This window comes from Arthrobacter sp. zg.Y820, from assembly GCF_030125555.1.
Taxonomy (GTDB): Bacteria; Actinomycetota; Actinomycetes; order Actinomycetales; family Micrococcaceae; genus Arthrobacter_B.
Genome location: NZ_JASKLX010000009.1, coordinates 215723 through 228781 on the forward strand (window position 1 = coordinate 215723; position 13059 = coordinate 228781).

At 67.2% G+C, this 13059-nt stretch carries 12 protein-coding genes; 5 read left to right on the forward strand and 7 right to left on the reverse strand.

Annotated features, from left to right (window positions below; genetic code table 11):
- Nucleotides 1-15: 15 nt before the first annotated feature.
- On the reverse strand, nt 16-531 hold the full coding sequence (locus tag QNN99_RS09955; RefSeq protein ID WP_229966296.1) for a mycothiol transferase: 516 nt from the start codon (nt 529-531) through the stop codon (nt 16-18).
- A 182-nt stretch (nt 532-713) separates the two neighbouring features.
- On the opposite strand from QNN99_RS09955, the gene QNN99_RS09960 reads away from it, so the two are divergent.
- The 3 genes from QNN99_RS09960 to corA all read left to right on the forward strand — a co-directional run bounded on the left by QNN99_RS09960 (nt 714) and on the right by corA (nt 4168).
- Entirely contained in the window at nt 714-938 is a 225-nt protein-coding gene (locus tag QNN99_RS09960) for a hypothetical protein (RefSeq protein WP_229966297.1), read from the forward strand.
- 134 nt (nt 939-1072) lie between these two features.
- Nucleotides 1073-3058, forward strand: a complete 1986-nt coding sequence (locus QNN99_RS09965; protein ID WP_229966298.1) for a heavy metal translocating P-type ATPase — start codon at nt 1073-1075, stop codon at nt 3056-3058.
- A 114-nt stretch (nt 3059-3172) separates the two neighbouring features.
- Complete coding sequence (corA, locus tag QNN99_RS09970; RefSeq protein ID WP_229966299.1) at nt 3173-4168, forward strand: magnesium/cobalt transporter CorA; 996 nt, start codon at nt 3173-3175, stop codon at nt 4166-4168.
- Here corA and QNN99_RS09975 read toward each other — a convergent pair.
- From QNN99_RS09975 to QNN99_RS09990, 4 genes are all read right to left on the reverse strand, one after another.
- The gene (locus tag QNN99_RS09975; protein WP_331461781.1) at nt 4146-5225 is read right to left on the reverse strand and encodes a glycosyltransferase family 2 protein; all 1080 of its coding nucleotides are present in this window, start codon (nt 5223-5225) and stop codon (nt 4146-4148) included. The genes corA and QNN99_RS09975 overlap by 23 nt on opposite strands.
- Nucleotides 5226-5325: 100 nt before the next feature.
- Nucleotides 5326-6207, reverse strand: coding sequence for a manganese catalase (locus QNN99_RS09980; protein WP_229966300.1), 882 nt, complete (start codon nt 6205-6207; stop codon nt 5326-5328).
- Between the two features lie 169 nt (nt 6208-6376).
- A complete protein-coding gene (locus tag QNN99_RS09985; protein WP_229966301.1) occupies nt 6377-7258 on the reverse strand; it encodes a manganese catalase in 882 nt (293 codons plus the stop codon).
- 152 nt (nt 7259-7410) lie between these two features.
- Nucleotides 7411-8571: an acyl-CoA dehydrogenase family protein gene (locus tag QNN99_RS09990; RefSeq protein WP_229966302.1), complete on the reverse strand. Its 1161-nt coding sequence runs from the start codon at nt 8569-8571 to the stop codon at nt 7411-7413.
- Between the two features lie 136 nt (nt 8572-8707).
- Between QNN99_RS09990 and QNN99_RS09995 the strand changes: the two genes are divergently transcribed.
- Nucleotides 8708-10174 carry a S10 family peptidase gene (locus QNN99_RS09995; RefSeq protein WP_229966303.1) on the forward strand — a complete coding sequence of 489 codons (1467 nt, stop codon included), beginning with the start codon at nt 8708-8710 and terminating at the stop codon, nt 10172-10174.
- 19 nt (nt 10175-10193) lie between these two features.
- Here the strand turns inward: QNN99_RS09995 and QNN99_RS10000 are convergent, their stop codons facing one another.
- On the reverse strand, nt 10194-10694 hold the full coding sequence (locus QNN99_RS10000) for a DUF456 domain-containing protein (RefSeq protein WP_229966304.1): 501 nt from the start codon (nt 10692-10694) through the stop codon (nt 10194-10196).
- 181 nt (nt 10695-10875) lie between these two features.
- Between QNN99_RS10000 and QNN99_RS10005 the strand changes: the two genes are divergently transcribed.
- On the forward strand, nt 10876-11853 hold the full coding sequence (locus tag QNN99_RS10005; protein ID WP_229966305.1) for a hypothetical protein: 978 nt from the start codon (nt 10876-10878) through the stop codon (nt 11851-11853).
- A gap of 103 nt (nt 11854-11956) precedes the next feature.
- On the opposite strand, the gene QNN99_RS10010 is transcribed toward QNN99_RS10005, so the two are convergent.
- Nucleotides 11957-12865, reverse strand: a complete 909-nt coding sequence (locus QNN99_RS10010; RefSeq protein ID WP_229966306.1) for an SDR family oxidoreductase — start codon at nt 12863-12865, stop codon at nt 11957-11959.
- Between the last annotated feature and the right edge of the window lie 194 nt (nt 12866-13059).

Below are 13059 nucleotides of genomic sequence, written 5' to 3' on the forward strand. Positions count from 1 at the left end.
ACGACGGCGGCCCGGTTACGCGCGGGAAGCCAGAATCATGCCGCGCAGATAGGCGGCCTGGCCCACGTGTTCCAGCCCGTCCCCCAGGATGCTGACCAGCCGCACGCCCAGAGTGACCGGCGGATCCCAGGCCGTGTCCACCACGGAGTCCAGATCCCCGCCGGTCACGCCGGAGACGAAGGCTGCGGTGCGGGAGTGCACCGCCTCGTAGTACGCGAGCAGCACGTCGGCCGACGGCACCTGAACGGCAGCCACCTGGTCGGAATCATGCCCGTACCCGGTGTCGTCCACCGCCAGAGGCAGCCCGACCCGGCCGTACCAGTCCTCCGCCGTCCACGCCTGTTCGTGCCCCGCCAGCGGAGCGACCTGCGCGTCCTCGCTCCGGGCCAGATGCCAGACCAGCCAGGAGATGGAGTTGCCTGCCGGATACGGCCGGTGGTTCAGCGCTGCGGCATCCAGCCCGTGCACCGCCCGGCGCACGGCCTGGGGCAGACGCCCGAAGGCGTCGATGAGAAGGTCGCTCTGTTCCATGTCCGTACTCCAAGGTTTGCATTCGGCAAGGTTCGCATTCGGCGCCTGCTGCGGAAGGATAGGCCGCCATCCTTTCATTCACCGGTCCGCCGGGAAAGGGCAGAAGGACGGACCCGTTGCCGCCCCAAGAAAAACCGGCGGCAAGCGGTTCCATCTGCTCCCGGCCGACCTAAAATTGCGAGATGAGTTGGACTGACGAGCGTCCTCCCTGGCTTCCGCCGCTGCCCTCGCCGCACCGCGGGCGGATGCGGATCGTCGTGGGCATGGTCCTGGTCGTCGCCTGCATGATGGGCATCCTCGTCGTCGCTTTCCTGGGCGAAACGCTGAGCCTGTACACGTGGTGGCCGCTGGCCATCGGCCTGGCCTTTCTGATGTCCGGCCTGTTGAGCCGCCGCCGCATGCCGTGACAGCACCGCCTCCCCTCCTTTCGCGGCGACAGTGCCGGCAACCCGGACCAGGCATCCCGCGCAACAGGGCCGGCAACCGTTAGGTTAGGTATCTCTTGCTGGAAAAGCCCCACCGGCGGGCCTATAACGAGAGCATGAGACTCTCCGTGATCCGGAGGTATCCGGCGGTGGCAGCGACCATCGTCGTCGGGCTGGCCGTCTTCGCACTGCTGGGAACCGGCCTGCCGACAGCCGCCGCACGGCTCGCCTCCGGCTATGCATTGCTGGTTGCCGCCGTGACCGGCGCCCGAATGGTCCGCGACCTCCTCCGCGGCCACTGGGGACTGGATGTCCTGGCCGTGCTTGCCATCCTGGCCACGGTGGCGGTGGGCGAATACGCTGCCGCCCTGATCATTGTCCTGATGCTCTCCGGCGGTGAGGCGCTGGAGGACTTTGCCGCGCGGCGGGCGCGCAGCGAACTTGATGCACTGTTGGAACGGGCGCCGCAGGCGGCCCACCGGCTGCCGCCGGACAGCGAAACACCGAGGGACATCCCGGCTGCCAGCGTCGTTGTCGGCGACGTGCTGCTGGTCAAGCCGGCCGAGCTGGTTCCCGTGGACGGCATTCTGCTCAGTGCGGAGGCCGCCTTTGACGAATCATCGCTGACCGGTGAATCGCTGCCGGTCACCCGCGCCGCCGGCGAGACGGTGATGAGCGGTTCCGTAAACGGCCCGCAGGCGGTTCGAATCCGGGCCACGGCGACGACGGCGGACAGCCAGTACCAGCGGATCGTCGCCTTGGTCCGCGAAGCCGCTGCGTCGAAGGCTCCCGTGGTGCGCCTGGCCGACCGGTTCGCGGTGCCGTTTACCGCGGTTTCGCTGCTCATTGCCGGCGGTGCCTGGCTCCTCAGCGGAGATCCGGTGCGCTTCGCCGAGGTCCTGGTGCTGGCTACTCCCTGCCCGCTGCTGATCGCCGCCCCCGTTGCCTTCCTGGGCGGCATGAGCCGCTCGGCGCGCAACGGCATCATCGTCAAGGGCGGAGCCACCCTGCAGCAGCTGGCCCGGGCCCGCAGCATTGCCTTCGATAAGACCGGCACCCTGTCTTACGGCCGGCCGCACCTCGTGGCGGTTTCCCCCGAACCTCCGTTTACCGCCGGTGAGGTGCTGCGGCTGGCCGCTTCGGCCGAGCAGTATTCCTCCCACGTGCTCGCCGCCGCCGTGCAGGCTGCGGCGCTCGAGAAGGGACTGGTCCTGAGCCCGGCAACATCGGCCGCCGAGGTCGCCACCAACGGAGTGCAGGCACAAGTGGCGGGCCGCACCGTCCTGGTCGGCAAGCGCCGTTTCGTGGCAGCAGCGGTCCGGAACGGGCTTCCCGGCGGGCTCCCCGGCGGTGTTGCGGGCGGAATTTCGGGGACGGGAGCCGGTCCTGCCGCTGGACAGGGCTCCCTTGCTGCCGCCGGGCACGGAGCCGCCGGAGAGCTTCTGGTTTACGTCGGCGTGGACGGCCGTTTCGCCGGCACCCTGACCCTGCGCGACACCCCGCGGGACAACGCCCGCGCCACTCTGGAGCGTCTGGCCCGGCTCGGGCTGGGGCAGCCGGTGATGCTCACCGGCGACGGGCGGGCCTCGGCGGAAAGCACCGCTGCCGCGCTGGGCATTCGGACCGTCCATGCGGAATTGCTGCCGGAGGACAAGGTGCGTCTGGTCGCCGCCCTGCCGCTCCGGCCGGCGATCATGGTGGGCGACGGCGTGAACGACGCCCCGGTGCTGGCAGCGGCCGACGTCGGCATTGCGATGGGTGCCCGCGGATCCACTGCGGCCGGAGAATCCGCTGACGCCGTGATTGTCGCTGACGACATTTCCAAGGTGGCCGACGCCGTCGACATCGGACGGAGGACCCTGCGGGTGGCGCTGGAGAGCATCTGGCTGGGTATCCTGCTCAGCGTCGGACTGATGCTCACCGCGGCCTTCGGGTTCATCCCCGCCGTTGCCGGGGCCCTGACCCAGGAGCTGGTCGACCTGGCCGCGATCCTGAACGCACTGCGGACCCTCGGCAGCGGAACAGGTTACGTTCCCGCTTCATCCGTTCCGGACCCGGCTGAAGAAGTCCGCGGAGTGCCGCCCGGCAGCGCTCAGCACTAAAGGTCGCGAGAGCGGTCGCCGGCAGTCCGCCGAAGAAGGGGACGGGATGGATAATGGAAGCTGCCGCGCCACAGCCGCGGCACTGTGCACAGTTCAAGCAGCTAGGGGACGTCCATGACCTTGATCGACAACGGCGTGTATGTGGACGGCAAACGGCAACACACACCCGACAACCTCGATGAGACTTTCGAACTGACCCGGTCCTCCGGCGGCATGGCGTGGATTGGCCTGTACCGGCCGGACGACATCGAGCTCCTGGCCGTCGCCGAGGAGTTTGGCCTGAACGTGCTGACCGTTGAGGATGCCCTCGCCGGGCATCAGCGGGCCAAGCTGGAACACTACGACGACACGCTGTTCGCGGTCCTGCGGCCGGCACGCTACCTTGACGACGTCGAACGCGTGGAGTTCGGCGAGCTGCACGTTTTTGTGGGCCCCAACTTCGTCGTCACCGTCCGGCACGCCGAATCTCCGGATCTGGGCCGGGTCCGCAAGCGCCTGGAACAGGAACCGGACCTGCTGGCCCTCGGCCCGCACGCCGTACTTTATGCGGTGCTGGACCAGGTCGTGGATGAATACGCGCCGGTGGCGGCCGGGCTGGAAAACGACATCGATGAGATTGAGGACCAGCTCTTTGGCGGCGACGCCGAGGTGTCGCGCCGCATCTACGAACTCTCCCGCGAAGTCATCCAGTTCCAGCGTGCGCTCTCTCCGCTGGAGGGCGTGGTGGGCAGCCTGCAGCGGCACGCGGAAGAGTACGGGGTTCCGGCAGAGCTCAAGGACAACCTCGGCGACGTCCTGGACCACATCCTGCGGCTGATTGACCGGGTCAACGCCTACCGGGCCCTGCTGGAGAATGCCCTGAATCTGGCCTCCACGCTGGCCTCGAACCGGCTGGCCGAAACCAGTATTGAGCAGAACGAGCAGGTCAAGCGCATCTCCTCGTGGGCTGCCATCCTCTTTGCTCCCACCCTGGTGGGCACCGTTTACGGGATGAACTTCGAGGACATGCCCGAATTGGGCTGGACCTGGGGCTATCCGATGGCTGTGGCGGCGATGGCGGTTATGGGCTTCGTCCTCTACCTGACCTTCAAGCGGAACAAATGGCTGTGACAACGCGCATCCGTTTCCGCGCATCTTCCCCCACGCCCTCCCCCGAGAAGATCGATACGTGGGCGGTCCCGGCCCGGCGAAGCCGGCGCACGGAATGCCCGGCCGTCCGAAGCCGGATCCCCGCATAGGGAATGCCGCCCCGAATCCGCCATCCCGCCGCAAGCCACACGCCCACCGCGCGTTCGAGCACCCACAGCGGTGCCCAGAACGCGGCATCCGCCATGAACACCCGGGTTCCCTCCGCACGCCGGCGGCCTGCTTCAGCCACGAGGATGCTGGCCGCAGCGAGCATGGCCAGCCGTGCCGGCTGCCGCAGGGACAGCAGAATCACCGGCAGCAGAGCCGCTTCCGCGGCCAGGCGAGCGGGCTGGGCGAAATCGTCATATGCCTGCCGCACCCGCTGCCGGCGAAAATGCGGCACCGAACACGGCACCCGGGACACGAAGAGGTCATCGGCCCGCACTTCGCGTCCTCCTGCCGCCCGGATGGTCCGCAGCAGCTCAAGGTTTTCGAACAGCACATCGCCGCTGTAACCGCCGGCGTCCAGCAGCGTTGACCGCCGGACCGCCAGCGTTCCGGGGTAGTCCGAGCGGAACGCCCGGTTTATCAGGGTTCTGGCCGTGTCCCACCGGGCGTGCCAGGGCAGCGGGGCCGGAAAGTAGTTTTGCGGGCGGACGACGTCGGCGTCGGCGAGCAGCGCCACCGCCCGCTCCAAGCCGGTTCGCGTATACCGCACGTCGTCGTCGGCAAGGACGAGGTACTCGCGCGCGCTGAGCTGCACGCCGGTCAGCACGCCCTCCACCTTTCCGTTGCCATAGCCCATGCTGCGGGGCCTGCAGTGGCGCACTGCGGAGGGAAAGGCCTGCTCATGTGCAGCAAACAGGGCGGCGGGCGACCCGTCCACCACGAGGACCGGAATCCACTGGACCAGCTGGTTCAGATACGCACACAGGGATTCGAGTCCAGCGTCGTCGCTCCATTTGAGCGGCAGAATGTACTGGGCTCCAGCAAGTTGAGGTACTGCGGTCTTCGGCATTCCCGCCTTGGTTCGGGCCACAGCCCTTCCGTCTCCTTGTCCACGCTGCTTCCACACTGTTGCTTCCAGACGGCCGCGGTCCGCGACCGCCCCGCAGGACGGCCGCGGAACCTGGATGATGCTATTCCCTGTGCAGCTTGTCCTGAACGCTGCCGGCGATCTTCTCCACAATGTTCGGCAGGTCGGTGGTGCCGTAGTAGCGGGCGTCCACCCGGGTGGGCGGCGGCATGGGTGCCGACGTCGTCGGGCCGTCGTGGTAGCTGAACTCGCCCAGACCGTCCGGCGTGGGTCCGGAGGCCCAGGACCCTTCGGCGGCAGCTTTCCCGTCGGAGAAGTTCAGGTACTGATAGGACACCGACCGTTCCTCCTTCTTGATCGGGAAGTTGGACGGCACGGGCAGCGACTCAGCGCCTTCGGCCTGCAGTTCCTTCGCCGCCGCCATCCACTGGTTCTGGTGCATGGTGTCCCGCGCGAGCAGGAACGAGAGCATGTCCCGGACCCCGTGGTCATCGGTCATGTGATAGAGCCGGGCAACGGCGAGGCGGCCCTGCATTTCCGCGTTGGCGTTGGCAGTGAAATCCGCCAGCAGGTTCCCACTGGCGGTGATGTAGCCGCCCGTCCAGGGGTTGCCGTTGGAGTCCACCGGCCGCGCGCCGGCACCGGCAACGATGGCGTGCTGCACATCCATGCCGCCGATCACCGCCGCCACCGTGGGATCGTTCTGCACGGCATCCTCGGTCACTCCCAGTGGCGCCTTTTCCAGCAGCTGGGCAATCATGATGGCCAGCATCTCCACGTGGCCCATTTCCTCGGCGCCGATCCCGTACAGCAGATCACGGTATTTGCCGGGGATGTGGGAGTTCCAGGCCTGGAAGCCGTACTGCATGGCCACGGTGATCTCACCGTACTGGCCGCCCAGAACCTCCTGAAGCTTGCGAGCGTAAACAGCGTCAGGCTTGTCCGGCGTGGACTTGAACTGCAGCTCCTGCTTGTGAAAGAACAATCTGCACCTCCGAAAGCGTCCCGTCTTACGGCCCGGGTGGACCCGCGGGGCTGGTGGCAAAAAAATAGCCCAGAACCAAAGTCATCAGCAAGCTTTGTATTCTTGCGGCTGCCGACACAGCGGCAGCAGCCTGCCCGCCGAAACCACGCAGCAGGCAGGCCCGCTCCGGCTACTCTTTCTTCATCTTGTCCTGCGCGGCACCCGCAGCCTTTTCGACCACGTTCGGCACGTCCGTGGTTCCGTAGTAGCGGGCGTCCACCCGGGTGGGCGGCGGCATGGGCGCCGTCGTCGTCGGCCCGTCGTGGTAGGTGAACTCGCCGTGGCCGTCCGGTGTCGGGCCGGAGGCCCAGGATCCCTGGGACGCTGCCTGCCCGTCGGAGAAGTTCAGGTACTGGTAGGAGACCTCCCGGTGTTCCTTGCTCAGCGGGAAGTTGGACGGGACCGGCAGCTGCTCCAGGCCCTCGGCCTGCAGCTCCAGGGCGGCGGTGGTCCACTGATTCTGGTGCATGGTGTCCCGGGCGAGCAGGAACGAGAGCAGGTCCCGCACGCCGTGGTCATCGGTCATGTGGTAAAGCCGGGCGACGGCGATTCGGCCCTGCATTTCGATGTTGGCGTTGGACGTGAAGTCCGCCAACAGGTTCCCGCTGGCGGTAATGTAGCCGCCCGTCCAGGGGTTGCCGTTGGAGTCCACCGGCCGCGCGCCGGCACCGGCCACGATGGCGTGCTGCACATCCATGCCGCCTATTACGGCCGCCACCGTGGGATCGTTCTGCACAGCGTCGTCGGTGATGCCCAGTGGCGCCTTTTCCAGCAGCTGGGCGATCATGATGGCCAGCATCTCCACGTGGCCCATTTCCTCCGCCCCAATGCCGAACAGCAGATCACGGTATTTGCCGGGAAGATGCGTGTTCCAGCCCTGGAACCCGTACTGCATGGCCACGGTGATTTCACCGTACTGGCCGCCCAGGGCTTCCTGGAGTTTGCGGGCAAAAACGGCGTCCGGCTGGTCCGGCGTGGATTTGAACTGAAGCTCCTGCTTGTGGAAAAACATCTGTACCTCCGGGAGGGTTGGAGCGCCCGGTTCCGCGTCTCTGGGGAGGGACCGGCAAGCCGGTGCACTTCAGCCAAAACTAATCCGGGATGACCGCCCACGGAAGAGCAGCCGGCTTGGTTGCCCCTGTCATCCTCCAGTTATTCGGCGCATCACCGGAATGCCGGAATGCCCGTAAGGTGCTGGCCCAGGATCAGCAGGTGGACCTCGTCGGTGCCTTCGTACGTGCGCACGGATTCCAGGTTGTTGGCGTGACGAAGCGGAGAATAGTCCAACGTGATGCCGTTGCCGCCCAGGATCGTCCGGGCTTCGCGGCAGATGGCGATCGCTTCGCGGCAATTGTTCAATTTGCCGGCGGAAATCTGATGCTTCTGCAGCCGGCCGGCATCCTTTAACCGCCCGATCTGCAGGGCCAGAAGTGTTCCCTTGCTGATCTCCAGCGCCATGTTCACCAGTTTTTCCTGCGTGAGCTGGTACCCGGCCAAGGGCTTCTCGAACTGCAGGCGTTCCTGCGCGTAGCCCAGGGCTGCCTCGTAGCTGTCCCGGGCAGCGCCCATCGCGCCCCAGATGATCCCGTACCGCGCTTCGTTGAGGCATTCGAAGGGCCCGCGCAGCCCCTTGGCCTTGGGCAGCATCGCGTCCCCGGGCAGGCGAAGATCCGTAATCTCGATGTCGCATTGGATGGAGGCGCGCATCGACAGTTTCTGCGTGATGGGCGCAGCCGTGAACCCCGGGGTGTCGGTGGGCACCACGAAGCCGCGGACGCCGTCGTCCGTCATTGCCCAGATCACTGCCACATCGGCCACCGAGGCCAGCCCGATCCAGCGCTTGGAACCGTTGAGGATCCAGTCGTCGCCGTCGCGCCGGGCACGGGTGAGCATGTTCCCCGGATCGGATCCCGCGGCGGGCTCGGTGAGCGCAAAACAGCCGATGGCGGTTCCGGCGGCCATCCGCGGCAGCCATTCATTTTTCTGCTCCTCGGAACCGTGTTTGAAGATGGCGCCCATCGCCAGGGATCCCTGCACGGAGACGAAGGTGCGCAGCCCGGAATCGCCGGCCTCCAGCTCCAGCGCCGCCAGCCCGTATTCGACGGCGCTTCGTCCGGGGCAGCCATAACCCTGCAGATGCATGCTAAGCAGTCCCAGTTCGGCCATCTGCGGCACGATGTCCAGCGGAAACTCGGCGGCGTCATACCAGCGGGCTATGTTGGGCCGAATTGCGGTATCGACGAAGGACCGCACACCGGCGCGCAGTTCCCGTTCCTCGGCGGTGAGGAGGGAGTCGAGGTCCAGGAGGTCGGGGCTGTCCGTCATGGTGTTTCCTGTCGGGTAGGGGCGGCGTCCCGGAAATCCTAGCCCGTGCGGCAGGCGCCGTCCGCTCCCGCGTCCGCCGGCCCGTAATCCGGCCACCGTTCCGGGTTCCTGCCGGCGGCGTGGCTAGACTGCTCCAATGCCCCAAGACGAGCAGCCCCAAGACACCGGCAACCAGCCCTCCCCGGGCGAGGCGGCCACCGACGATTTTGTTGTCCGCAGCCACACCTTGCCCTCCGGCCTGGGCTACACAACCACCGCCGGGCGGATGGTGCTGCGGCAGGAGGAGACCCGGGACGGGAAATCTGACGGATTCCGGCCCAAGGCAGAGATTTTCCTCGTGGCCTACACCGCTGATCAGGCGGATTCCGCGGCCAACCGCAGGCCGGTGGTCTTCGCGTTCAACGGCGGCCCCGGCTCCTCCTCGGTCTGGCTGCACATGGGCCTGCTGGGGCCCCGGATGGTGGACTCCGGAGACGCCGGATCGCTGACCCCTCCCCCGTTCGGGCTGACGGACAACCCGGAAACGCTGCTGCAGCATGCGGATCTGGTGATGATCGATCCCGTGAGCACCGGCTTTTCGCGCGTCGTGGACGGCAACGAGTCAGGGGAGTTCCACGGCTTCGAGGCGGACCGTGATCTGGTGGCCGAAGTCATCCGGCTCTGGACCACCCGCAACAACCGCTGGCTCAGTCCCAAGTACTTGGTGGGCGAGTCATACGGCACGCTCCGCGCCGTCGCCGTCGCCGGCCGGCTGTTCGACGCCTACGGCATGGCCGTGAACGGACTGGGGCTGATCTCCACCGTGCTCAATATGGCCACTCTGGATTTCGCGCCCGGCCGCGACACCCCGTATGCGCTGCACCTGCCCACCTACGCAGCGATAGCGCATTTCCACGGCCGGCACGGGGACCGGACGCTGTCCGACGTGGTGCGCGAGGCAGAGGACTACGCCGGCCGGGAGTACGGCTACGCCCTGACGCAGGGCGCACGGCTGAGCTCCGAAGCGTTCGACGACGTCGTCGGCCGGCTGGCCGAAATCACCACCCTGGACCCGGGGTTCATCCGCCGCACCAATCTGCGCTGGGACTACGCGCAGTTCTCCGCCGAGCTGCTCCGGCAGGAGAATCTGGTGGTCGGGCGCATCGACGGCCGTTTCACCGCTCCGCCGGCGCACCAGCAGGATTCGGCCAACTGGGATGACCCCAGCCTGCGCGCCATCAACGGACCCTATGCGGCAGCCGTAAACCACTATGTGCGGGCGGAACTGGGCTACGAGAACGATCTGCCGTACGAAATCCTCACCGGCCGGGTCCAGCCGTGGAGCTACAAGAGCTTCGAAGGGGTACCGGTGGATGTCACCGAAACCCTCGAACGGCTCCTGGCGCACAACGCGCATCTGCGGGTGCATGTGGACTACGGCTACCACGACGGCGCCACGCCCCATTTCGCCGCCGAATACGTCTGGGCGCACATGCGCCTGGATGATGCGGCACGGGCACGGTTCTCGCATCACTATCACGAGGCCGGGCACATGATGTATCTGAAGCCGCAGTGCCGGCTGGATCAGCTGGCGGCGCTGGGCGAGTTCGTGCGTTCGCGCTGAGCCGGCGGAGCTTTCCCGCCTACTTGGCGGCGAAGTGCCACCAGGTGCCGCCGACAAAGACGGTGCCGGCGGCAAAGGCCAGGGCCAGTTCCAGCAGGATGCCCAGGCCCATCGCCTTCAGCGCCGCGTAGCTGGCCGACCAGGCCTCGGGCAGGCTGCGGCGGCGCAGGAACTCGCTCAGCAGCAGCCCCGCGGCGAACCCGACGATCAGCCCCACCACGGGGATAACGAACATCCCCACGACGCCCGCCACCACCCCGGCCAGGACTGAGGTGTTGGGAACTTTGCGCTGCTTCAGGCGGCGGCCGGTCAGCACCGCACTGGAAAGCAGGCCCGCCAGGGCCAGTGCGGCGCCCACGCCGAACGTCCACCATGCGGCGGTGCTCTGCAGCCCCAGGGCCCAGCCGAGCAGTGCGGCGATAATCAGGATGCTGCCCGGCAGGACCGGAATAACGATTCCGGTCAACCCCACGGCGATGGCCAGGGCAGCGATGACGGTGATGACAATGTCGGGGTCCATCCCCTCAGTCTTCCATCCGCCCGGACTTCCGCCCGCCGGAACTTCCACCGCCGGTCGGGCCCGCTCCGGGGCGGAGCCTGATCCGAGACGCTCGGCACGGCAGTCGCCAAGCCGCACGAGTCGATACTAAGGTTGCTTATAGAGCGGTTACCCCTGCACCCAACAGCACCAGGAGAGACAAATGAGCACGGACTCAGGCAACAACGGCCGACCCGGAGCAGCCAACGGCTCCGAAAACGCCGGCAACCCGACGGGACCCGACGGCGGACGGCTGCGGGATCGCTCCGGCCGGATCCCGGCGGCCGACGAAACGCAGGTACTGCCGGCCGGCACGGATCCGTCCGGGACTTCTCCGGCCTCGGGGGCAACCGCTGCGGGAGCTTCCGCGCACCCGTCGGCCGGGCAGTCGAACCAGGGCGACGACGACGGCCGCACCCGGGCCATGCCCCTGAGCGCCACCAAAGACCCCAACTCGGACTATGACGCCACCGGCGGGTCCCATCCGGACAGCGACCGGCTGGACAGCGACCGGGCGGCAGACAGCAGGGACGCCGGCCGCCGCACCGCCCTTCCGGGCAAAGCCAACCGCGAGGCACTGCTGGCACTGGAGAAGGAGCGGTTCGGCGGCATGAAGTTCGGAGCTGCCTTCTTCGGCTGGCTGACCGCCACCGGCATGGTGGTCCTCCTGTCGGCGCTGGCCGCCGCCATTGGTGCCGCCGTCGGCTTCTCCACCGACAATGACCTCGGCCAGTCCCTGGACCAGGCGATGGCAAACCAGAGCGCGGGGATCATCGGCACCGTCATCCTGCTGGTTATCCTCCTGCTGGCGTACTGCGCCGGCGGTTACGTGGCCGGCCGGATGGCCCGCTTCAACGGCCTGAAGCAGGGCCTGGCGGTCTGGCTGTGGGCCCTGATCGCCGGAGTGGTTGTGGTGGTGCTGGGACTGATCTTCGGCGACGACATCCGCAGCATCACCCAGCTGAACACCGTCGCACCGCTGCCCGAGGATCTTGACGGAGCCACTGCGGTGACCTGGATTGCCATCGCCGCCACGCTGGCCGCCACGCTTATTGGCGCCCTGATCGGCGGGCTGGCCGGCATGCGCTACCACCGCCGGATCGACCGCGCCGACTTCAGCGACGCTGACGCCCGCGGCTAGCAAAGCCTGACTCCGGAAGACAGAACGCCGGAAGACAGAACCGGCCCGCACCTTCGAAAGGTGCGGGCCGGTTCTGTCTTCCGGGCTTGTTCCAGCGGCCCCGTTACGGCGAGGGAGTGCCGCCGTTGACGTTCAGGGTCTCACCGATCACATAGCTGGATTCGGGAGACGCCAGGAACACGTAGGCCGGAGCCAGCTCGGTGGGCTGACCGGCCCGGCCCAGCGGGGTGTCCTTGCCGAACTCGGGCAGCTTGTCCTTGGGCTGACCGTCGGATACCTGCAGCGGCGTCCAGAACGGCCCCGGCGCCACGGCGTTGACGCGGATGCCCTTGGGGGCCAGCTGCTGGGCCAGGCCCTTGGTGAAGTTGTTGATGGCCGCCTTGGTGCTGGCGTAGTCCAGCAGGAACGGCGAGGGGTTGTAGGCCTGGATCGAGGTGGTGTTGATGATGCTTGATCCGGCCGGCAGGTGCGGCAGTGCAGCCTTCGTAATGCGGAAGAACGCGTAGATGTTCGTCTTGAACGTGTCATCCAGCTGCTCGTCGGAGAGGTCTTCAAGGTTGTCCACGGCAACCTGCTTGCCCGCGTTGTTCACCAGGATGTCGAGCCCGCCCAGGGCCTCGACGGCATCCGTCACCAACTGGGCACAGTAGGCGGCGTCGCGCACGTCGCCGGGCAGCGCCACGGCCTTGCGGCCGGCGGCCTCGACGAGGCGGACGATTTCCCGCGCGTCTTCCTCTTCCTCGGGCAGGTAGGCCAGCGCGACGTCGGCGCCTTCCCTGGCGTACGCAATGGCCACTGCCGCGCCGATGCCGGAGTCGGCACCGGTAATGAGGGCCTTGCGGCCTTCCAGCCGTCCGGTGCCGCGGTAGGATTCCTCGCCGCGGTCCGTTTTCGGCTCCAGGTCGGCATCCAGGCCGGGCTCGGGCTGGTCCTGCTTCGGCGGAGTGATCACCGGGAAGCGGTCCACCGGGTTCTGGAAGGTGTACTGGTCGTTCGAGCTGCCGTTGGTCATAGAGTTTCCCACTTTCGGCTGGTCATTCTGCATGCGGTACGCGTCTTCCGCAGCGGACGTTCCACCGCCGCCGAAGTAAGCGTAAGTATGCTTAGTATCCTAGACCGACTGGACTTCCCGGCTCAAGTTCCACCCCCACCGGGCTTAGAACAGCATGTTGAGGAAGCCCACGCTGACGCTGCCCAGCAGCGCGA